At 56.0% G+C, this 23134-nt stretch carries 16 protein-coding genes; 9 read left to right on the plus strand and 7 right to left on the minus strand.

Annotation, left to right across the window (positions count from 1 at the left end; genetic code table 11):
- Window positions 1-2 precede the first annotated feature (2 nt).
- The 8 genes from OXF42_00900 to coaBC are packed head-to-tail and all read left to right on the plus strand — an operon-like array spanning window position 3 to window position 15235.
- Window positions 3-8819 carry an autotransporter outer membrane beta-barrel domain-containing protein gene (locus OXF42_00900; protein MCY4046661.1) on the plus strand — a complete coding sequence of 2939 codons (8817 nt, stop codon included), beginning with the start codon at window positions 3-5 and terminating at the stop codon, window positions 8817-8819.
- Window positions 8820-8825: 6 nt separating this feature from the next.
- Complete coding sequence (gene metG, locus OXF42_00905; protein MCY4046662.1) at window positions 8826-10364, plus strand: methionine--tRNA ligase; 1539 nt, start codon at window positions 8826-8828, stop codon at window positions 10362-10364.
- Window positions 10354-10773 carry a type II secretion system protein gene (locus tag OXF42_00910; GenBank protein ID MCY4046663.1) on the plus strand — a complete coding sequence of 140 codons (420 nt, stop codon included), beginning with the start codon at window positions 10354-10356 and terminating at the stop codon, window positions 10771-10773. Before metG ends, OXF42_00910 begins: the two co-directional genes overlap by 11 nt.
- Entirely contained in the window at window positions 10763-11392 is a 630-nt protein-coding gene (locus OXF42_00915; GenBank protein MCY4046664.1) for a prepilin-type N-terminal cleavage/methylation domain-containing protein, read from the plus strand. Before OXF42_00910 ends, OXF42_00915 begins: the two co-directional genes overlap by 11 nt.
- On the plus strand, window positions 11393-11797 hold the full coding sequence (locus tag OXF42_00920) for a hypothetical protein (GenBank protein MCY4046665.1): 405 nt from the start codon (window positions 11393-11395) through the stop codon (window positions 11795-11797).
- A complete protein-coding gene (locus OXF42_00925; protein MCY4046666.1) occupies window positions 11794-12285 on the plus strand; it encodes a hypothetical protein in 492 nt (163 codons plus the stop codon). The genes OXF42_00920 and OXF42_00925 overlap by 4 nt, the downstream gene beginning before the upstream one ends.
- A gap of 50 nt (window positions 12286-12335) precedes the next feature.
- Entirely contained in the window at window positions 12336-14021 is a 1686-nt protein-coding gene (gene ilvD, locus OXF42_00930; protein MCY4046667.1) for a dihydroxy-acid dehydratase, read from the plus strand.
- Window positions 14022-14023: 2 nt separating this feature from the next.
- Complete coding sequence (coaBC, locus tag OXF42_00935; protein MCY4046668.1) at window positions 14024-15235, plus strand: bifunctional phosphopantothenoylcysteine decarboxylase/phosphopantothenate--cysteine ligase CoaBC; 1212 nt, start codon at window positions 14024-14026, stop codon at window positions 15233-15235.
- Window positions 15236-15262: 27 nt separating this feature from the next.
- Here the strand turns inward: coaBC and OXF42_00940 are convergent, their stop codons facing one another.
- The 7 genes from OXF42_00940 to bioB form a co-directional block, all read right to left on the minus strand.
- A complete protein-coding gene (locus OXF42_00940) occupies window positions 15263-15838 on the minus strand; it encodes a hypothetical protein (GenBank protein MCY4046669.1) in 576 nt (191 codons plus the stop codon).
- Window positions 15839-16036 (minus strand): hypothetical protein, encoded by a 198-nt coding sequence (locus OXF42_00945; GenBank protein ID MCY4046670.1) that lies wholly within the window; start codon window positions 16034-16036, stop codon window positions 15839-15841. It lies immediately after the preceding gene.
- 122 nt (window positions 16037-16158) lie between these two features.
- The gene (bioF, locus tag OXF42_00950; protein ID MCY4046671.1) at window positions 16159-17331 is read right to left on the minus strand and encodes an 8-amino-7-oxononanoate synthase; all 1173 of its coding nucleotides are present in this window, start codon (window positions 17329-17331) and stop codon (window positions 16159-16161) included.
- A 16-nt stretch (window positions 17332-17347) separates the two neighbouring features.
- A complete protein-coding gene (locus OXF42_00955; protein MCY4046672.1) occupies window positions 17348-17881 on the minus strand; it encodes an NUDIX domain-containing protein in 534 nt (177 codons plus the stop codon).
- Window positions 17871-18710 (minus strand): polyphosphate kinase, encoded by an 840-nt coding sequence (locus OXF42_00960; protein ID MCY4046673.1) that lies wholly within the window; start codon window positions 18708-18710, stop codon window positions 17871-17873. The genes OXF42_00955 and OXF42_00960 overlap by 11 nt, the downstream gene beginning before the upstream one ends.
- Window positions 18711-18823: 113 nt before the next feature.
- Window positions 18824-20173, minus strand: a complete 1350-nt coding sequence (bioA, locus tag OXF42_00965) for an adenosylmethionine--8-amino-7-oxononanoate transaminase (protein ID MCY4046674.1) — start codon at window positions 20171-20173, stop codon at window positions 18824-18826.
- Window positions 20170-21108, minus strand: a complete 939-nt coding sequence (bioB, locus tag OXF42_00970) for a biotin synthase BioB (GenBank protein MCY4046675.1) — start codon at window positions 21106-21108, stop codon at window positions 20170-20172. Before bioB ends, bioA begins: the two co-directional genes overlap by 4 nt.
- A gap of 331 nt (window positions 21109-21439) precedes the next feature.
- Here bioB and OXF42_00975 point away from each other — a divergent pair.
- Window positions 21440-23134 (plus strand): DEAD/DEAH box helicase (locus OXF42_00975; GenBank protein ID MCY4046676.1); only part of this gene is annotated, 1695 nt, incomplete at its 3' end.

Here is a 23134-nt window from a genome sequence, read left to right on the forward strand (position 1 = left end):
AATTGCCCGAAATACGGAAGGGTTTTTCCATCTTCTTCTTGCAGGCATTCACAACAAAATTTTTCCATCGGCTCGCGGCGTTTGCCGCCGCCCTGTTCTTGCTGTGCCCGGAGGCGGAAGCCGTTGTCGTAAGGCCGGACATTCCGGTTACGGAAAACCTGATTCAGACCGGAAATGCGGCGGACGAACTCGTCATTGACAACCTTGATGTTTTTGAGGAGGGAGTTTTTGCGGACTTCGGCGGCGGCACGGACACCGTAATTCTGACAACAAACGGCTCTTACAACGCGAGCCGGATAAGACCCGGCGGGCGGTTTCGCAACTTTGAGAGGGTGATGCTTTCCGTCGGAGATGACGCGTGGACAATCAGCGTGCAGGACCTTGCCCTTGAACGGATAGACGCATTCAGCGGCACGGACGGCCTCATACTCGGAGACGGCGACCATGACGCCTCGGACATCGGCGCGAACAGGCAATACAGAAACTTTGAGTTTGCAAACCTTTCCGCCGGAAACAATGTGTGGACGGCAACGGACGCGGACACGTCTCTTCAGTGGATAGACGCGCTGGGCGGAGCGGACACCGTTGCTCTCGGAAACGTGAGCGGGAATGCGGCGGACATCGGCGCAAACAGACGATACAGGGGCTTTGAGCGCGCCACCCTCTCCGACGGCGATGACGAGTGGGAATTCACGGACGGAGATGCGGGGCTTCGGGAGATAGACGCGCTTGCCGGAACCGACCTGCTTGTGTTCGGAGACGGCAACCACAACTCGGAGGGTTACAGAAACTTTGAGCGCGCCCGGCTGTCGGACAACGACAATACATGGACGGTAACGGACGGGGACGCCGATTTTGAATACATAGACGCGCTGGACGGCGGCGGCGACACGCTCGCCTTTGAAAACGCGGCCGCAAGAAGCGCAAGGGAAATCGGCGGCGCGAGGCTGTACAGAAACTTTGAGCGCGCCTCGCTGTCGGACGGGGATGACTCATGGTCTGTTACGGAAAACGACGATGAACTCACGGCGATAGACGCGGGCGGCGGAACCGCCGATACGCTGGAGGGCATGATAGCGGACGCCGGGGATGACGGCGTATTCAACGCCTCGGACTCTAACTTTTCGGCGGGCGACATCACGGCAAAATACCAGAACTTTGAGCAGGTTGCGGTCGGAACATCTGACGGGAGCGACACATGGACGGCGGGCGCGGCGGACACAACCAAGACTTGGGAGTGGATAAGCGGAAGGGACGGTTTTGACACGCTCAATCTCGGAGACGGCGACCATGACGCCTCGGACATCGGCGCGAACAGATTCTACAGAAACTTTGAGCGCGCCCTGCTTTCGGCGGGCGGCAACATCTGGACGGTTACGGACGGAGACGCCGACCTTGAGCGCATAGAAGCGCTCGCTGGAACGGACACGGTTGTCTTCGGAGACGGAAATCACACAATGACCAGAAAATACAGGGGCTTTGAGTTCGCAAACCTTTCCGCCGGAGACAATGTCTGGACCGCCACGGAGGTGGACAAAGGTCTTGTGGCGATAAACGCGCTCGGCGGAACGGACACCCTTGTTCTCGGAGACGGCGGCCACAACGCGGCGGACATCGGCGCGAACAGACTGTACAGGAACTTTGAAAACGCCGAACTGTCCGCCGGAAGCAATACGTGGACAATTACGGGCGGAGACACCGGCCTTACGGCGATAGACGCCCTTGCCGGAACGGACACCCTTGTTTTGGGAGACGGCGGACACAGCGCGGCGGGCGCGGGGATTGGCGGAAAATATAGAAACTTTGAGAGCGCGGAACTGTCTGCGGGAAACAACTCGTGGTCTGTCGGCGCGGGAGATGATGAACTTGAAATCATTGACGCGCTCGGCGGAACGGACACCCTCGCGCTGGGAGGGGGAAGCCACAACGCGGCAGACATCGGCGCGGAAAGAAAATACAGAAACTTTGAGAGCGCAAACCTGTCGGCAAGCGCCGACATCTGGACAATCACGGACGATGATGCGGCGCTTCAGTCAATAGATGCCGGCGGCGGAAGCGACACACTGGAAGACGGGCTCGCCGACATCGGGAGAGACGGCATTTTCAACGCCTCGGACTCGGACTTCTCAAGCGGCGACCCCGGAACGGGCGATTACCGGAAATACCTGAACTTTGAGCGGGTGGCGGTCGGAACATCCGACGGGAGCGACACATGGACGGTAAACTCCGCGGACGACACGGCGAAAGGGTGGCGGTGGATTAACGCAAGGGGCGGGACGGACACCCTCGCCTTTGGAGACGGAAACCACAGCGCGGCAAATGCCGGCGCGGCCCGGTTCTACAGAAATTTTGAAAGGGCGGAACTATCGGACGGGGATGGCGCATGGTCTGCCGGCGCGGAGGATGACGAACTTGAGATTATAGACGCGCTCGGCGGAACGGACACCCTCTCTCTGGGAGACGGCGGCCACAATGCGGCAAACATCGGCGCGGAGGGGAAATACAGAAACTTTGAAAGGGCGGAGTTGTCGGACGGAGACAACTCATGGGAGTTCACGGACGGAGACGCGGGCCTTGCGGAGATAGACGCGCTCGGCGGAACGGACACGCTGACCTTCGGCACGGGACACCACAACAGCGGAAGATACAGAAACTTTGAGTTTGCAAACCTTTCCGCCGGGGATGACATCTGGTCTGTTACCGCAGGAGACGCCCAGTTTGACAGTGTGAATGCGGGCGGCGGAACGGACACGCTGGAAGACCTGCTTTCCGACAGCGAAAGGGACGGGATTTTCAACGCCTCGGACTCATCTTTCTCGCCCGGCGACATCGGGTCGGGCGATTACGCCAACTATGCGAGGTTTAATCAAGTCGCGGTCGGAACCGGAAGCGGCAATGAGGTCTGGACGGTTAACCCGCCGGTTGACACGGCGAAAAACTGGCAATGGGTAAGCGGAAGGGACGGGGTTGACACGCTCGCCTTTGGAGACGGCGACCACAGCGCGGCGAATGTCGGCGCGGGGGAATTCTACAGAAACTTTGAGCGCGCCACGCTTTCAGACGGCGACAACATCTGGTCTGTCACCGGAGGCGAAGGCGGGCTTGAAACAATAGACGCGCTCGGAGGGACGGACACACTTGCTTTCGGCGCGGGCAACCATGACGGAAGCGCGCTTGCGCGATACTCAAACTTTGAGCGCGCCACGCTTTCAGACGGGAACGACAGGTGGGCGGCCGGGGCGAACGACTCCGACCTGATGCTTATAGACGCGATGGGCGGAGACGATGTGCTCGCCTTCGGCACGGGACATCACAACAGCGTGGGGTATGCGAATTTTGAACGCGCCGCCCTCTCGGACGGGGATGACGCATGGTCTGTGACTGAGGGGGATGACGCATTTGTCCGCATAGAAGCGCTCGGAGGGACGGACACGCTGGAAGACTTTATAGCGGACGGCGGGGATGACGGAATCTTCAACGCTTCGGACTCGGACTTCTCCGCTAATCAAGTCTTCAGTGGCAACTACGCAAAATACAGGAATTTTGAGCGGGTTGCGATTGGAACAACAAACGGGGCTGACTCATGGACGGCGAATGCCGCGGATGACACAGGGAAAGGATGGCAGTGGGTAAACGCCAGAGAGGGAAAGGACACGCTTTTGCTGGGAAGCGGAAACCACAGCTCTCTGGCAATCGGCGCGAACAGGTTTTACAGAAACTTTGAGAGAGCCGAGCTGTCCGCGGGGAACAACACGTGGTTTGCCGGAGCGGGCGACGCCGGACTTGAAGAAATAGACGCGCTTGACGGGACGGACCTTCTCAGCTTCGGAGCCGGAAGCCACAGCGCAGCGGAAATAGGCATGAGCAGAAAATACCAGAACTTTGAGCGCGCCGAACTGTCCGCCGGAAACAATGTGTGGTCTGTTACTGCGGGCGAAGGCTCAAGCGGGCTTGAGTGGATAGACGCGCTTGGCGGGACGGACACCATTGTCTTTGGAAACGGAAGCCATGACGCGCAAGACATCGGCAACAACTTGTTTTACAGAAACTTTGAGCGCGCCGAACTGTCCGCCGGAAACAACTCATGGACGGTCGGCGGGGAAGATGACGGACTGGTCTCAATAGACGCGCTCGGCGGCGCGGACACCCTTGAATTCGGGGACGGAAACCACGAGATGACGGCGAAATACGCCGGGTTTGAGTTTGCAAATCTCTCCGCCGGGGAAAACATCTGGACGGTTACGGGGTTGGACGGGAGGCTTGAGTATGTGAATGCCATGGCGGGAACAGACACGCTTGCATTTGGAAACGGCGACCACAGCGCGGCGAATGTCGGCGCGGACGGGAAATACAGGCAGTTTGAGCGGGCGGAGTTGTCCGCCGGAAACAATGTGTGGACAGTTACGGGACGGGACACCGGCCTTGCGGAAATAGACGCGCTCGGCGGAACGGACACGCTGGAAGACCTGATTGCCGATGCCGGAGGGGACGGCATTTTCAACGCCTCGGACTCAGTCTTCTCCTCAAGCGACCCCGGAACGGGCGCTTACACGCGATACCAGAACTTTAACCAAGTGGCGGTCGGAACGGGAAGCGGCAATGAAGTCTGGACGGTTGACCGGTCGGCAGACGCGGCGAAAGACTGGCAATGGGTAAGCGGAAGGAACGGGGTTGACACGCTCGCCTTTGGAGACGGCGACCACAGCGCGGCGGATGTCGGCGCGGGCGAATTCTACAGAAACTTTGAGCGGGCGACCCTTTCAGGCGGCGACAACATCTGGTCTGTTACCGTAGGCGAAGGCGGGCTTGAAACAATAGACGCGCTCGGAGGGACGGACACCCTTGCTTTCGGCGCGGGCAACCATGACGGAAGCGCGCTTGCGCGATACTCAAACTTTGAGCGCGCCACCCTTTCAGGCGGGGACGACAGTTGGGCGGCCGGGGCGAATGACTCCGACCTCACCTACATAGACGCGCTCGGAGGAGAGGACGCCCTCATACTGGGAAGCGGAGACCACGATGCGGCAAATATCGGCACGGGCAAAAGATACAGAAACTTTCAGAGGGCCGAACTGTCCGCCGGAGACAATGTGTGGTCTGCCACCGCCGGTGAAGGCGGGCTTATGTGGATAGACGCGCTCAACGGAGCTGACACCATCGTCTTTGAAAACGGAAACCATGACGCGCGGAACATCGGCAACGACCGGCTTTACAGAAACTTTGAGCGCGTCCGCCTTTCGGGCGCGGAAAACGGCGACTGGTGGACGGTTACCGCCAGAGACAGCGGGATTGAACACGTGGACGCCATGGGCGGAAACCGGGACACCATCGTATTGGGCGGCAACACCGATAACTACGGGCAGGTGCACATACGGGGCAAATACGCGCACTTTGAAAGAGTCCGCCTCTCGGACACGGCAAACGTCTGGACGGTTCGGGGAACGGATGAAAACCTTGAATACATAGACGCGCTCGGCGGCACAGACACCCTTGAGTTCACACAGGGCCGGGGCACCGCCTCGGACACGGGAGATAATGCGCGCTACAGGGGGTTTGAAAACGCCCGGCTTTCGGGTTTTGACGACTCATGGGAAAGGACGGACGGAGACATCGACCTTACGGAAATAGACGCGCTGGGCGGAACCGACTTTCTGGAAGACCAGCTGCCGGACACGGGGGACGGCATTTTCAACGCCTCGGACTCGGACTTCTCCGAAAGCGACCTCGGAGGGGGCGATTACGCAAAATACCAAAACTTTGAGCGGGTGGCGGTCGGAACGACAAACGGAGATGACCTGTGGACGGCGTCAAACGATGACTTCGGCAAAGACTGGGCATGGATAAACGCGAGGGAGGGATATGACACGCTCTCGCTGGGAGACGGCAACCATGACGCCTCAAACATCGGCGCGCGCAGGTTTTACAGAAACTTTGAGCGCGCGGGGCTCTCAACGGAAAGCAACACGTGGACCATCACCGAGAACGATTCGGGCATTGACGAGATTGACGCGCTCGGCGGGTTTGACACCCTTGAGTTCGGAAACGGCAGTCACGACGGGTCGGTGCTTGAGAGATACAGAAACTTTGAGAGGGCGCGCCTCTCCGCAATAGAAGACGTTTGGACTGTCAGCGCGGCTGATTCCGGCCTCTCCTACATAGACGCGCTTGCCGGAACGGATGTGTTGAGGTTTGAGCAACTCAATCCGGCGGGAAGGGTTCTCGGCGGAAACCACAGCGCGGTGAACATCGGCGCGGAAGCCAGATACAGAAACTTTGAGCGCGTGCAACTGGGGGGCGGACAGGATTCGTGGACAATCACGGAGAGAGACAGCAATGTTGACTTTGTGGATGCGCGCGGCGGGCCCGACACGCTTATATTCGGCGATGGAAACCACAGCGCGGCAAATGTCGGCGCGAACATGTTCTACAGAAACTTTGAGGTCGCCGCGCTTTCGGTGGGAAACAACGAATGGACGGCCAACGCCGCGGACGAAAGGGGGCTTGTAGCCATAGACGCGCTGGACGCCGGGGACGGCTCGGACTCGGACACGCTCCTGCTGGGAGACGGCAACCACAGCGCGGCAAACATCGGCGCGAATGCCCTTTACAGAAACTTTGAGCGCGTGGAGATGTCTGCGGGAAACAATGCGTGGTTTGTCAGCGGGGGAGACACGGAACTGCTCTCAATTAACGCGCTCGGAGGAGTGGACACACTGGAAGACCTGCTTGCCGACGCCGGAGGAGACGGCATTTTCAACGCCTCGGACTCATCGTTCTCGCCCGGCGACATCGGGTCGGGCGATTACGCCAACTATGCGAATTTTGAGCAAGTCGCGGTCGGAACCGGAAACGGGGACGACACATGGACGGTGAACTCGGCGGCGGACATGAACGCAATGAACGGGTGGCGGTGGATAAACGCAAGGGGGGGAACGGACACCCTTTCCTTTGGAAACGGGAATCACAGCGCGGCGAATGTCGGCGCGGAAAGGTTTTACAGAAACTTTGAACGCGCCTCCCTTTCGGACACGGACAACAGGTGGGAAGTTGCGGGCGGCGAAGACGGCCTGATTGAAATAAACGGGCGTGCCGGGGAGGACGCCATTGTTTTCGGAGACGGCGACCACGGCGGAAACGCGCTTGCGCGATACACAAATTTTGAGAACGCCCTTCTTTCAGGCGGGGTGAACACATGGGAGGTTGCCGGTGATGAGGGCGACCATGTGGATTATGTGGACGGGCTCGGCGGGACGGACACGATGCTGTTTGATGTGGGCGCAAATTCGTTCATGTCCTTTAACGGGGAAAATGTGGGCGACACGGAACTTTACAGAAACTTTGAATCCCTGCGCAAAACCGGAGAGGGAACTCTGTTTGTTCAGCGTCCCTTGAACCTTGAAAGCGGCGGAGACGTGCGGATTGACGAAGGGGCGGTCGCCTTCAGCATAAACATTGAAACGGCAAGCGGCATGGAGACCGGCGCCAACTCCGGCGCGATAACGGCGGACGCAATTCACGCCGGCCCCAACGCCGCCATTGCGGTGGGAGACTTTGACGTGGTCAGATTCTCGCACATTAACGACTCCGCCATCACCCTGTTCACGGGCGACACCGCAAACACGGAGAGCGCCAACTTCTCAGACCCCGGCCTGTTTACGGACATTGTCGTCCGCCCGGACAATATCCTCCTCGCGCTGGACTCCGAGGAGGGGGCGCGCGAAGAGATAGAGGAAAGATTTGAAAATGACAACTCGCGCGAACTTCTCGTGGCGGTGCACCGCGCGCTCCGGAACAGGCGCGTGGAGACCGGTTCGGATGTGGGGGGCGTGGTGAGCCAGCTGGACGGCCGCACGGTTCTTGAGGGGGCCGTCCGCTCTCTTGTTCCGAGCGAGCACGCGGGGGTCAACTACGAAATAATTGACTTGCAGAGGGTTTTGTTTGATTCCATAGAGGAAAAGGCGGTGGAAGCCGTCCGGCTTATGCCGTGGGATGAGCGCTCGGAGAATGACACACACCGCGTTTTTGCGTCCGGGTTTGAGAAAACCTCTTCGGGCGGCCTCTACAAAACGGGTTCGCGCGGATACTCGGCGGGGGTTTACAGAGCCCTGTTTGACTCAAAAATGGGAGTGGGAATTTCAGGCGCCGCCACCTTCCTTGAAACCAGACGCGAGCGCGTGACCGAAAAAACCAGCGGCTTCCACGGAGCCCTTTATTCCAACTACGAATCGGGCGGGCTGTCTCTGAGGGCGGTGCTTGCGGCGGGAACGCACGAATACGATTCCGAAAGGAGTTCGGCTCTGCTGTCCCTCGGTGAAACCATCACGGGAAAAACCGACATACTGGTTTACGGCGGGCGCGTGTCCGCGGGGCTTGAGATCCTGCGCAACCTGCCCGTGAGGATAAAGCCCGACATCTCCTTCACCCTGTCGCAGGTCAGCGCGGACGGTTATTCCGAAAACGGCGGGATGAATATCTCGTTCGGGCGGTCAACCATGACTTCCGCCGAAGCGGGCGCAAGAATAAACGCCGCTTTCAACCCTCTCAAGGCGGGGCTCAGGACAATCGTCCAGCCGGAGATAGAGGCGGGCGTTTACTACGACTTTGCGGCGGCGGATGAAGAGAATGTGGCCGCCTCCATGCTTGGGGCGGATTACACGGTGCTGCGTCCGCAGACGGCGGATGACATACGTTATTTTGTCGGCGGAAAACTGATTCTGTCGGACCACAGAAATCTTGCCTTCAGGGTGGGTTACAGGGTTGACTTCTGGAACGGCATGCGCTCCTACATAGGTTCCGGGCAGTTCCATATCCGTTTTTGAGCCGGTATGAAGAAACATTACATCACCACCCCCATTTACTATGTGAACGACCTGCCTCACATCGGGCACGCCTACACAACCGTGGCGGCGGACGCGCTCGCGCGCTGGCGGCGGCTGTGCGGAGACGATGTTTTTTTCCTGACCGGAACGGACGAACACGGCAGAAAGATAGAACAGGCCGCCGCGCGCGCGGGGCGGACGCCGCTGGAACTCGCCGATGAGGTCGTGGAGAGGTTTCACTCTCTCTGGGGCCTGCTGCGCATAGAAAACGATGACTTTATCCGCACCACCGAGGAAAGGCACAAGCGATGCGCCCAAAAACTTTTCAGCGCCGCCTTTGAAAACGGCGACATATATCCGGGAGAGTATGAGGGCTGGTATGACGTGCGCGAGGAGAGTTTTATCACGGCGACCCGGCTTGACGAGATAAACAAACTGCCGCCCGAAAAACGCCCCGTTCTTGAAAAAATCAAAGAGGAATGCTTTTTCTTCCGCCTTTCCGCCTACCGGGACAGGCTGCTTGAACACTACGAAACAAATCCCGGCTTTGTCATGCCGAAAGAGAGGATGAACGAGGTGCGGAGTTTTGTTGAGTCCGGTCTGAAGGACTTGAGCATAAGCCGCACCACCTTCTCGTGGGGAATTGCCGTTCCCGGACACCCCCGCCACGTTATGTACGTGTGGTTTGACGCGCTTTCCAACTACCTGACCGCGGCGGGATACGAATCCGACCCCGAAAGATTTGCGAAAACATGGCCCGCCAGCCTGCATCTGGTCGGCAAAGACATATTGAGATTTCACGCCGTTTACTGGCCCGCCTTTCTGATGTCCGCCGGGCTTGCCCCGCCGGAAAGGGTTTTCGCCCACGGATGGTGGACGGTTGAGGGGGAGAAAATGTCCAAATCCCTCGGCAATGTCGTAAGCCCCCCGGAGATTGCGGACGAGTTCGGCGTTGACGCCTTCAGGTATTTTCTGATGAGGGAAATCCCCTTCGGAAGCGACGGGGATTTCTCCCGGAAGGCGCTCGCGGCGCGCATCAATTCCGACCTGGCAAACGGTCTGGGGAATTTTGCAAGCCGCGCCCTTGGAATGGTTGAGCGGTATTTTGACGGCGCGATTCCGGAGCCGGGGGAGGCGCTTGCGGAAGACGCCCCGCTGCGGCGGCAGGCCGGGGAGATGACACGGGACTTTTCCGCCGCGATGGACGGCGTGGCTCCCGGCAAAGCCCTTGCCTCCCTGTGGAAACTGATAGGCGAGGCGGACAGATTTGTTGAAGAGACAAAACCGTGGGAGATGCACAAAAAAGGGGAAAAAGAAAAACTGTCGCGGGTTTTGTGGACGCTTTGCGAAATACTGAGAATTGTCGCCCTTCACTCCCACCCTTTTATGCCCGCCGCCGCCGGACGGCTCTGGGAAAAACTGGGGTTTGAAAATACCATCGGGCGGTCCGGCGGGAAAGAAACCTCCTTTGAGTGGGGCGCGCTCGGAAGCGGGGCGCGGGTCAAAAAAGGGGACAATTTATTTTCCAGGGTAAATGAAGTCTGACGAAAAAGGATTTACTCTTCTGGAGGCGCTTTTCGCAATGCTTATCGCCTCGGTGGGGATAGCCGCCGCGCTTGAAATTAACTCGCTCACCCTTCAAAACCGCGCCCGCGCCGAAGAGTTTTCACTCGCGCAAAATGAAATTGAGTCGCTGATGGAGACCGACCGGGGGCGGCTCAGGTCTCTTATAAAATCCGGCGCGGCAAACGCGGTTGAAACATTGTTCAGGCACACGCGGGCGTCCCGGCTTTCGTGCTCAAATCTTTCGGGAACGGAATGCCGGGATTTCGGGGAAAAATCCGGCAGGGTTTGCCGCGCTCCCGAAGCCGCAAGCGGCGTGGTAAAAATAAAATACATAACATGCGCCGGAAAACACTCTTTCAGGAGCGAGCAGTTTATCTATGTTCCGTAGAGATGAAGCGCGCGGGTTCACCCTGCTGGAATTTCTTTTCGCCTCTTTCCTTCTGGCGGTTTTGACGACCGCGGGGCTTTTCGTCCTGCGTCATCAGTCAAAGAGCGGCCTGACGCAGAAAACCTCAAGCGAGATGGACCATGCGGCATATTCCATTCTCGCCATAATTTCACGGGAGATCAGAAGCGCCGGCGGGTTTGGAGGGAGCGCGCCGCCTATTGTTTTCGTTGACGGGGGCGGGGGCGTCCGGAAAGACGGAAACGGGTGCGACCCCCTGCTGGCAAAAAAGGACGGGACGGACTGCATAACATTTGAGAGCGTTTCCTACGACGGCTCGGAAGCCGTGAAAAAAACTTTTTTCGTTGACGGCGGCGTCCTGAAAATTCGCAACAGCGACAGTTCCAGAACCCAGTCGCTGACATCGGCTGACGCCGGGGTAAAGGTTGAGGATTTCCAAATCGGATTTTTTGAGAGCGGGAAAAGTGATTTTCAGGACATGCCGGAAAACATGGAAGACGTTGAAGCGGTAAAGGTTTCACTGACCCTGAGCCTTCACGGCTTCGGGAGCGCGCCGGAAATAAAAACCTATTCGGCGGTTGCCAGCCCCAGAAACATTTAGATGAAAAAACGGGAAAAAGGTTTTGCGGTGATTGTGTCCCTTCTCTTTGTGGCGATAACATCCGCGGTCGCGGCAACCGCGTTCTTTATATCGGTTTCGGATTTGAAAATTTTATTCAACCGGCTGCAAGACGCCAAATCACTCCGGGAAACGGAAAGAATTCTCGCCGAGGCCGAGATGGAAATGGAACTGTGCATGGCGGAAGACGGCGTTGCGGACTGCGTGTCCGAAGTGGAAACCTCGGTGGCGGGCGTAACGGGGGCGGAAACCCTGCCGGACGGTTTTCTGCTCAGGGCGGAAGGAAAGGCGGGAAATTTTTCAACCGTTGTTGAGGCGGTTTATTCGGCGCAAAACGGGGCGGTAAAGATCAGAAACTGGCGGCATGCGGACGGTGAAAACCGGTGAAAAGAGAGCGCGGATACTCGCTTTTTGAGATGCTGCTTGTGCTCGCGCTCGCGGCGGGGGCGGTCGGGGTTTCGGTTCCCTTTCTCATCCGGTATGCGGAAAACTCCAAATTTGAAAGCGCGGCGCGGCGGGTGGTTTTTCAGATGAGAAGAACCAAAATGCTCGCCGTAGCAAAGGGAAAAAGCCACGCCGTCTGCGTCCCGATGGGAGAGGCAAACCGGGAAAACAGATGGAGGTTTTTCACGGTGGCGGAAGGGGGAAATTGCGGCGCGGCGGACGAAGCGGTTATTGACACCGCGATAGACTACGAAGTTTTTCAGAAAAGCGGAAAAACCGAAGTGCGCAAGATATGGTTTCACCGCAGGGGAACGTCAACCAACAAATCCTTCTGCATACGGAATAAACGGGGCACGCGGTGGAAAAAAATCACCGTTTCCAATTTCGCCAGAATCACGGTGACCCCGGCGTCTGAAAACCCGTGTGATTGACTGCTTTTCGCATCCGTATACAATGAAAAGCGCTTGAGAGGAGGCGCTTTATGGCAAAAAACAGCAATTCAAGAAGGTTTTCGTCAATTTACGTTGAAGGGCCCGACCGCGCTCCGAGCCGCGCAATGCTCAGGGCGGTCGGCTTCAAAGACGCCGATTTTTCAAAGCCGGTCGTGGGAATTGCCTCAACATGGAGCATGGTAACCCCGTGCAACATGCACATAGACAAACTCGCCGTTCATTCCGCCGCCGGGGCGAACCGGTCGGGCGGCAAGGCGGTCATTTTCAACACCATCACGGTTTCGGACGGCATTTCAATGGGAACTCCCGGAATGAGATACTCCCTTGTTTCGCGCGAGGTGATAGCGGACTCAATAGAGACGGTTGCGGCGGCGGAGGGTTTTGACGGGCTGGTTGCCATAGGCGGGTGCGACAAAAACATGCCCGGCTGCATGATGGCAATCGCGCGCCTCAACCGCCCGGCGGTTTTTGTTTACGGCGGGACGATAATGCCCGGCTGTCACAAGGGCGCGGACGTGGACATAGTTTCCGTTTTTGAAGCCGTGGGCGCTCACGCGAGCGGGGAAATTGGAGACCGCGAACTAAAGCAAATAGAGTCTGCGGCGATACCGGGTCCCGGCTCGTGCGGCGGCATGTATACCGCCAACACAATGGCGTGCGCCATTGAGGCGATGGGAATGAGCATGCCGAACAGTTCCGCTCAGGCCGCCGTGTCGCGGGATAAAAGCCGCGACTGCTCGCTTGCCGGAGAGGCGGTTGTCCGCATGATGAAGGCCGGAATAAAACCCCGCGACATAATGACAAAGAAAGCGTTTGAAAACGCCATAGCGGTCGTAACGGCGCTGGGCGGCTCAACCAACAGCGTGCTTCATCTTCTTGCGATGGCAAAGGCGGCGGAGGTGAAACTCTCCATTGACGACTTCACAAAAATAGGCCGCCGCACTCCGGTCGTGGCGGACCTCAAGCCGAGCGGGACATACATGATGGCGGACTTCTGCCGCATAGGCGGGCTGATTCCGCTGATGAAAAACATGCTGGACGGCGGGCTTCTCCACGGAGACTGCCTGACCGTAACGGGGCGGACGGTCAAGGAAAATCTGCGCGGAGTGAAAAAATATCCCGCGCGCCAGAAGATCGTGGCTCCCCTCAAAACTCCCCTCAAGAAAGACGGCCACCTCGTGATACTGCGCGGAAATCTGGCTCCGGACGGCGCGGTCGCCAAGATAACGGGCAAGGAGGGAAGCAGGTTCAGCGGCAAGGCGGTTGTTTTTGACTCCGAGGAAAAGTGCATGAAAGCGATACTCGCGGGCAAAATCAAAAAGGGAAATGTGATTGTGGTGCGGTATGAGGGGCCGAAGGGCGGGCCCGGAATGAGGGAAATGCTGGGACCCACGGCGGCGGTCGTGGGAAGGGGTCTCGGAGACGATGTGGCACTTATAACGGACGGCAGATTTTCCGGCGGCAGCCACGGCTTTGTGGTGGGGCATGTAACGCCGGAAGCCGCCGTGGGCGGCCCGATTGCCCTGATAAAAAACGGCGACACAATCGTCATAGACGCGGCAAAAAGGGAAATAAACACCCCGGTTTCAAAGGCGGAGATGAAGCGCAGGGCCGCCGCGTGGAAAGAGCCCGCCCCGAAGGAAAAGACCGGCGCGCTCGCCAAATACGCAAAACTTGTCGCGTCCGCGTCCGAGGGAGCGGTAACGGACTTGTAGGCATGGGAGCGTTTGAGGGAAAAACCATAGTTCTGGCCGTTACCGGCGGCATAGCGGCTTACAAGTCCTGCGAACTTACAAGGGAGTTCATCCGTCTCGGCGCGCGGGTGCGTGTCGTTATGACAAAAAACGCCCGCGAGTTTGTCTCCCCGCTCACGCTTCAAACGCTGTCGGGAAACAGGGTCGCCTCCGACCCGTTTGACCTTGAGTGGGAATCTGAAATAGGCCACATATCCCTTGCGGACGGGGCGGACGCGGTTGTGGTGGCTCCGGCAACCGCATCATTCATCGGAAAGGCGGCCGCCGGCATTGCGGACAACCTGCCGGGGGCGGTGATGCTTGCCACCCGCGCCCCGGTGATTGTGTGCCCCGCAATGAATGTGAACATGTATTCAAACCCGATTGTGCGCGGCAATCTGGAAAAACTTCAGGATGCGGGAATCATTCTGGTAGGCCCCGCCGAGGGAGACCTCGCGTGCGGATGGGAGGGCAAGGGGCGGCTGAGTGAAACCGGGGACATAGTCGCTGCGGTGGAAAAGGTGTTTGCGCCGGACGACCTTGCCGGAAAGAAACTGCTTGTTACGGCGGGCGCGACCCGCGAGAGAATAGACCCCGTGCGCTTTATCTCCAACCCGTCAACCGGAAAGATGGGGCGCGCCGTTGCGCGGGCGGCGTGGATGAGGGGAGCGGAGGTGGTTCTGGTTTCGGGCGCGGGAGCGGGCATGGAACTTCCCGGAATGCGGCTTGTGGAAGTGGAAACGGCAAAGGAGATGTTTGACGCGGTTATGGAAAACCTGCCGGGGGCGGACTTCATTGTTAAAGCGGCGGCGGTCGGGGACTACGCGCCCGCGAGCGAGGAGGCGGAAAAGATAAAGAAAACGGGCAAAACCATGAGCCTGCGACTTGAAAGAACTCCCGACATACTTGAAGAGGTCGGCAAAAGGCGCGGGAAAAACGCCGTTGTCGCTGGTTTTTCTGTGGAAACGCAGTCGCTGGTTAAAAACTCGCGGGAAAAACTCAGGAAGAAAAACGCCGACCTGATAGTGGCAAACGATGTGTCGTCCGAAGGGTCGGGCTTTGGCACGGACACAAACCGGGCGGTTTTCATAACGGAGAGAGAAAAACCGGAAAGATTACCTCTTATGACAAAAGACGAACTCGGACATAAAATTCTGGATGCGGCTTTGCGGATTTACGGGGAGAAAAACAACTAAAACAGATAATTCACTGAAACCGTCCCGCTATGTTAGAAACCGGGGCGGCACTTGGAAAACTCCTTTGATACAATCCAAGTCGCGCACAGCAATCTGAATATGGGTTTTTTCATAAACACCGGACCCGCAAAACACCGGTTTGCCCTCTATAAAAACCCCGCGAACAGTGTTAATAGGGGGTTTGCCGTCTTCTTCCCGCATTTCATGAACCTTCTTTATGACTGCACAATCCAATTTGCGCTGTAACAAATCCTGACTGTTCCGTGGCATTTCCGCTTTCTTGGATATGGCCTCAATTTGCTTATAGGCATCCACAAAGTGCTCAATCCCCGCATTAGACGTCAAGTCCAGACACAATCCCAGTTCAATCACAGCGCCCACTACAGCGGGGGTTTTAATATTGCCTTCTCTGCGACTCTCCAACTCACGAGCAAAATCAAGCCCTCTCCGGGGATTTGCCTCCCAAAAGTAAATCCCAGAACCCAGCCAATCGTAATCGTTATTGCTGGGCTTGAAAGACTCTGTTCCCTTAACGAGCCGGTCAGCAACGGATTTGTCGCAACCGTGGTAGCCGAGAATAAAACTGGATACCAGCCGGTCCATTTATCTGGAGTATCTCTTGGTCAGGCGGCCGTCAGCCCTGAGTATGCCCATCTTGCGGAGCTCCGCTCTGGCAGTTTCCTTTGTCCTGCAAGCCTTGCGACCCCATTCCTTGGCAATTTTTTTGAACTCTCTGGCATCCTCCATAGTCAGAGGGCCTGCATACACTACTTTGGAACGCTCATTTTTAGTCTTGGCCATTGGCAACTCTCCTTTTGCAACGGGTATACAATTTTACCGCCTCCCGAATGCTAATCAACTAATCAATAACAAAAGATTATAACCACACAATAGACACAAAGCAGAGCAGTTCTGTAAAACCGTTAACGCAAAGCCGCCTTCGCCTTCTCAAACGCCTTTAACGCTTTTTCAATGTGCGCTTCTGTGTGGGTTGCCATTATTGTCGCCCGTATTCTGCATTTGCCCGGCGGAACGGACGGCGGACGGACGGCGGGGGTGTAAACGCCGTTGTCCCGCAGAACGGACGCAAACCTCATCGCCTCATCCGGCTCCCCGACCAAAACCGGAACAATCGCCGATTGCGAGGGCAGAACATTAAGCCCCATCGCGGCAAGGCCGTCTTTGAACATACCGACATTCCTCCACAAACGGTCGCGCAACTCCGTGTCCCCCTCTATTATCTCCAACGCCGCAAGAGACGCCGCAAGCGCGGGCGCGGCGGGGGAAGTGTCAAAGATAAACCCCCTTGCCCTGTTCCTTAGAAACTCAACAAGCGCCCGGCTTCCGGCTATGTATCCCCCGCTTGAGCCCACCGCCTTGGAAAGCGTCCCCATGGCGACGGAGACCCTGTTCTCAACGCCAAAATGCTCGGTCGCCCCGCTGCCGCGAGAGCCGAGAACGCCCGTGGCGTGCGCCTCGTCAACCATCAGGGCGCAGCCGTATTTTTCAGCAACCCCGCAAAGCGCGGAAAGGTCGGCAAGGTCGCCGTCCATGCTGAAAACCGTGTCGGTGACTATAAGTTTTTTCACACCGGGGGGGCTTTGCGCCGAAAGGGCGGCGAGAGCGTCAAAATCCAGATGAGGAAAAACCCTCACCTCCGCGCCCGATATCCGGCAGCCGTCAATGATTGAGGCGTGATTCAACTCATCGCTGAAAACAACATCCCCCGGCCCGGCAAGCGCCTGTATGGTTGTCGTGTTGGCAAGGTATCCCGAACTGAACACTATTGCCGCCTCGGTTTTTTTGAATGCGGCGATTCTTTCCTCAAGTTCGGCGTGAAGGTCGGTTGTTCCGCTTACAAGGCGCGAGCCGCCGCTGCCCGCGCCGTATTTCTCAAGGGCGCGGGACGCCGCCCGCCTGACCTCCGGACGGGTGGAAAGCCCCAGATACCCGTTTGAGCCGAGAAGAACATAAGGCCTGCCGCCGATTAAAACCTCCGGCGTCTGCCCCGTCTCAATCGCGGTCAGTTCGCGGAAAAGCCCCCTCTCCCGTATCAGGGACAGTTCGCCTTCAAGCCAGCCCAGCGGTGTTTCCATTGCCGGAGAGCGCGCGCTAAACGGCCTCCCGCGCCCTTGAATCCGTAACGGGAAACCTGTGGGAGTTTGCTTCAAAAAACACCTTTTTCCACAGGTTTGTCACATAGTCTATGCGGGGGCGCATCCCCCCCCTGTACGCCTTGAAATTGCCGGGATGAATCCAGCGGCATTCCGTTATCCCCTCTTCAACCTGCGGACGCAGATTTTCGCCCTTCCCCTCGTATTCAATGACAAACCAAACCGTCTTTTTGATGTAGATTTTGCCGCCGTAGGAAGTGGTGTGCCATGTGTGGCAAAGGGGGTTTGCTATCCTTATGAGGTCTTTTTCAATGGAGGTCTCCTCCACCACCTCCCGCAGGGCGGTCTCCTCATACCCCCCGCCGCGCTCAACCCTGCCCTTGGGAAGGTCCCACTTGCCGCCCTTTGCTATGAACAGCACGCCGCCGGACGGATTCACTATCAGGCCGCCCGCAGCCTCAATCCTGCCAAGGCCCGCCGCTTCCACAAATCCGTTTTCGTATGAGTCTTCCAAAACCCGCTCAGTCGGCAATCAGGTTCGCCATAACGGCGTATTGCTTTGCGCTCAACCCCTTGAATGCCACTCCGTCAAGCTCAATGTCGTAACGTGTCTCCACCATCTCCCCGGTGAGCGGAACAAATCCCGTTTTGTTAAGATAAGTCAGATAAAGCATACAAGTCAACACCGCTTCATTCTTTGAGTTTGAGTTCACCACAACCCACGGCAGCCGCCCGGACGAGGTGCGGGAGAACATCTGCTCTTTGTATGCGGAAAAACGCTCCCATTTCTTCCGCGCCTTCAGGTCGTTTTTGGACAGTTTCCAGAATTTCAGCGGGTCTTTAATCCTCTCGTTAAAACGTATCAACTGGGTCTCAATATCAACGGAGAGGTAAAACTTCACTATCTCAAACCCCTCCCTCAGAAGGGATTCCTCCCATCCGAGCACTTTTTTGATGAAATACTTGTACTGGGCCTCTGTGCAGTATCCCATGGTGGGCTCCACAAGGGCGCGGGTGTACCATGAGCGGTCAAAAAAGACCATCTCGCCCGGCGCGGGCAGGTGTTTTTTGTAGCGGCGAAACCAGTTTTTTGACTCCTGCGGCGTGGGCACGCCGAGTTCCACCACCTTGTAGTGCATCGGCATAAGGTGCTCAACACACCGCTTGATGGTTGAGCCCTTGCCCGCCGCGTCCCTGCCTTCAAACAGTATGGCAAGGCGGCGTCCCTTTTTCACAACATCCTGCTGAATTTTGAGAAGTTCGTATTGAAGCCGCCGTTTTTCAATCTGATAAGTCGGCGCGGTTATCCCCGTATAAGGGGTGTCCGGCGCGCGCGCCTTGCTCTTTCCGGATTTCCTCACACCCGCGCAACCATTTTTAATACAGTCCAGCACAGCCAATTAGCTCCCGTAAATGAAGCCCCCCGACTCCGCCCGTAAAACTAACACAAGGGCGGGCGGCGCGTCAAACCGCGCTACCCGCCGTCCGTCACCTCCCGCACGGCGCGGTAGGTCGCCTTCATAAGTTTCCTCAAGTCTTCCGTCTCAATGCCCACCGGGGGCATCAGAACCACCACATCGCCGAGCGGACGCAGAAGAACGCCGTATTCCATCGCCTTGTCCGTTATCCGTTTGCCCATCCTCTCAGCCGCCGGATAGCGCTCCTTCGTGCGCCGGTCTTTCACTATCTCAATGCCCGCCATAAGCCCCTTGTTTCTTATGTCTCCCACATTTTCAAGCGAGGCAAACTCTCTGAGTTCGCTCTCAAACAGTTCTATTTTTTCCGGCAGTTTTTCAAGTGTCTTTCTGTTTTCAAACGCGGCAAAATTGCCCAGACCGGCGGCGCAGGCGAGCGGGTTGCCGGAGTAACTGTGCCCGTGAAAAAAAGTTTTGAACTCCTCGTAGTCGCCGAGGAACGCCTCGTATATGCGCTCCGTGGTCAGGGTGGCGGAAAGCGCCGTGTATCCGCCCGTGAGCCCCTTGCCGACAACCATCATGTCCGGTGTAACGCCGTCGTGCTCGCACGCAAACATCTTTCCCGTTCTGCCGAACCCCGTGGCGACCTCATCGGTTATAAGAAGCGCGCCGCGCTCTGCGGCTATCTTTCCGACCTTCTCAAGGTAGCCCGGCGGCGACACTATCATCCCGCCCGCCGCCTGAACAAACGGCTCAACTATTATGGCGGCTATCTCCCCCGGATGGGCGGCGCATATAGCGTCAATCTCGTCCGCGCAGGCGACCCCGCAGGACGGGTAACTTTTTGAGAGCGGGCATCTGTAGCAGTAGTATGAGGGGGCTTTGAACGACTCAAACAGCAGCGGCTTGAAGGTGTCGTGAAACAGCGAAATCCCCCCCACCGACACCGCCCCCAGCGTGTCGCCGTGATAGCCGTTTTCAAGGCACACAAACTTGGTTTTGCCCTCCTCTCCCTTGTGCTTCCAATACTGAAACGCCATTTTAATCGCCACTTCAACGGCGGACGCGCCGTCTCCCGAAAAGAAAACCTTTGAGAGCCCCGGCGGCGCGGCGGCGACCAGTTTTTCCGCAAGCCCCTCGGCGGCGGAGTTTGACAACCCGAGCAGTGTGCTGTGCCCCAGTTTTTCAAGTTGTTGTTTAATGGCGTCCTCTATTTCCGTAACGCCGTGCCCGTGGATGTTGACCCACAGGGAGGAAACACCGTCTATGTAGCGGTTGCCGTCGGAGTCCGTAAGGTATGAGCCCTCGCCCTTTTCTATCATGAGCGGGGCGGACTCTTCATGCTCCTTCATCTGAGTGAAGGGGTGCCAGATGTTTTTACGCGCGGGGGACACCGGCTTCTCTTTCAGTTTTCTATGTGGGTGCGAACCGGCATCTGGAGGTCTTCCAGCATTCTCAGGTCTTCTTCGGGGGAACGGCCGGGCGTGGTCAGGTAGTTGCCGATTATCATGGCGTTTGCGCCCGCGAATACGCCCATGGACTGAAGGTCTCTGAGGGTTACTTCTCTGCCGCCGGATATCATCAGTATTTTGTCGGGAAGCACGAGCCGCCATATTGAGATCATCTTCACCGCTTCAAGCGGCTGAACCGGCTCAAATGCGGAAAACGGCGTTCCGGGGCGCGGGTTGAGGAAGTTGACGGGGACCCAGTTCGGGTCAAGTTCCCTTAACTCAAAGGCGAATTCAACTCTCTGGCGCACACTTTCGCCCATCCCTAAAATCCCGCCGGAGCAAAGGTTCATGCCCACTTTTTTAACAAGTTTCGCCGTGTTGACGCGGTCGTCATAGGAGTGTGTCGTAACAATGTTCGGGAAATGGCTTCTGCAAGTCTCAATGTTGTGGTTGTATCTCCAGACGCCGTGTTCTTTGAGCAGTATTGCCTGTTCTTCGGTAAGTTCTCCGAGCGAGCAGCCCACTTTCAGCCCCGTTTCCCTCACGAGCAGGTCAACCGCGCCGAGAACGCGTTTGAATATGCGCGGCGTGGGCCCCTTGGCGCTTATCACAATGCAAAAGTCCATCGCGCCCATTGCTTCCGCCTGTTTTGCGGCGCGAAGTATCTTTTCGTCCGCCATAAGCGGGTGCGCTTCAACGTCTGTGTCGTAATGGGCGGACTGGGAGCAGAAGGAGCAGTCTTCGGGGCAGTTTCCGGTCTGGGCGGAGATGATGGAGCGCAGAAAAACGCCGTCTCCGTGGTGTTTCTTGGTCACATCGCGGGCAACGCACATAAGGTCTCCCACGTTTGCCGATGGAATATCGGCAAGCGCGAGCGCCTCTTCAAACTCCAAGGGCTCTCCGCGCACGGCAACTTTGGTGTATATGTCGTCTATGAGAGTAATGGCGACTCCTCCGTCAAAACGGGGTTTAAGTTACAGGGAAACGGGGGATTGTCAAAGGGACGGGGCGGAGAAACAGGACCATATTGCGGAATCCGTGTTTTATGCGGATAACGGAATACGATGCCAAACCGCCGTAAGGGAATGGAAACCTGCCCGTCATTCCGTGCTCCGACACGGAATCCAGAGGGGATGAGGGTGGTGTCCGTCAGCCCGAAGTGTGCGGTAAATCCTTTGACAGCCCGCGCACGGGGGTGTTAACTTCAAGCCTTGGAAGGTAAAGATGAGATACACAGCAAACTACTCTCACAGCAACCACAACTTTGTAATCCAGAACCTTGAGGGTGAAAGGGTTGAAAGTAAATACTTGCCAGCAATTTGCATTCTTAAGAACATACTCCAACGGGGGAAACCAACACTTCTGTCAACCTTTCTTCAAGAGAAGATTGGAGCAATCCACGAGAATAGAGATGTCTTTGAAAAACCCTACCCCTTAATTGACACAAAATTGCCGAAGTGGGACAAAACCATCAAAGGGGATGAGAAACAGGACTACAATCCCGCCAAAGAATTCTTTAAAGACTTACCCAGATACTTGTCAGAATGCGAACTACCAGATTATGAATTCATCCAACAATTGCTTTTGCCTGAGGCTTCAATCAATGTAATTATCCCACCGAAAGATGGTGAAGAAGAACAAAAGTTTTTACGACAACAAGTCGATTTCTATTTACCTCAAGCTCGCTTAATCATTGAAATTGACGGTATAGATCCAGACACCAAAAGACCGCATGGCAATAGGCAAGAGAATGACTCTGGACGTGACCGTCACGCAAAAGATCGAGGAATAGAGACAGTAAGAATCACTACTGTCGATTTGAAATCAAAAAATAAAACTTTCTGGAAGAAAATCGAAGCCATTAGAAATAGAATCATAAGAGAGCAAGAAAATCGCAGAGCAAAAAACAAGACTTTTATCTCCTTGAATGATTACAAGAAAGCATTTAAGGATGGTGTAGATTTGCAAGACCATAACTATCTGGCTACAGCAATAATGCGTTTTCAGATTCTTTTGTTGGAGCTCCTTGAGCGTGGACTCATCAATTTCAACGAACCATGGGCATTTGAAATCATAGAAAGAGACGTGAAAGGTTTTGCCGAACTCGCAATTGAAGACCTTTTGGAATGGTTTCAGCATCTTTTAAACTTACAAAAAGTGGAATTTAGAAAACCAGAATACAAGATAAATGATAAAATTCACTCTACAAAAGCAACCATCAAAATTGACTTTAGCCTCCTACAACGACACGATGAAAGCGCACAAGACAATGAAAGTATTATATTTGTAAGAAATGACTATCTGGATGAGTTCTACGACCACTTTCAAGTCTCTACATACAAACAAAAGATAAAGTATAAACTGAAAATTGGAGAAGAATCTTCTGATGAAGCATCTTTGTGGTTTTTGTTGCTAAACATCTTTCTTCAAAACAATGAAAACCTTAATTTAGACACTCGCAATTTCAGAGAGGGGCAACTCGCCATTATTGTAAACGCGCTATCGTGCAATGACACAATTGGACTTCTTCCTACTGGAGCAGGCAAGTCTGTCTGTTATCAATTGTCAGCCATCCTTCAACCGGCAATCAGCTTTGTAGTTTGCCCACTCAAATCTTTGATGTATGACCAAAAAGATGAACTGGACTCTGTATATTTTACCCGAACCAACTACATAACAAGTGACGATGACCCAGAAACCAGAGAAAGAACAATGAAAGAATTCGGAGAAGGGAAGTATCTTTTCATTTTAATTACACCGGAAAGATTTCAAATTAAATCATTTAGAGATTATTTAAGGCGAGTCAATGATAGATTCTCAATTGCCTATGCAGTTATTGATGAAGTTCATTGTCTCTCAGAATGGGGACATGACTTTAGACTTTCTTACCTCAATCTTGCAAACACAATACGAAACCAT

It is taken from the genome of Candidatus Dadabacteria bacterium (genome assembly GCA_026708565.1).
Taxonomy (GTDB): domain Bacteria; phylum Desulfobacterota_D; class UBA1144; order Nemesobacterales; family Mycalebacteriaceae; genus Mycalebacterium.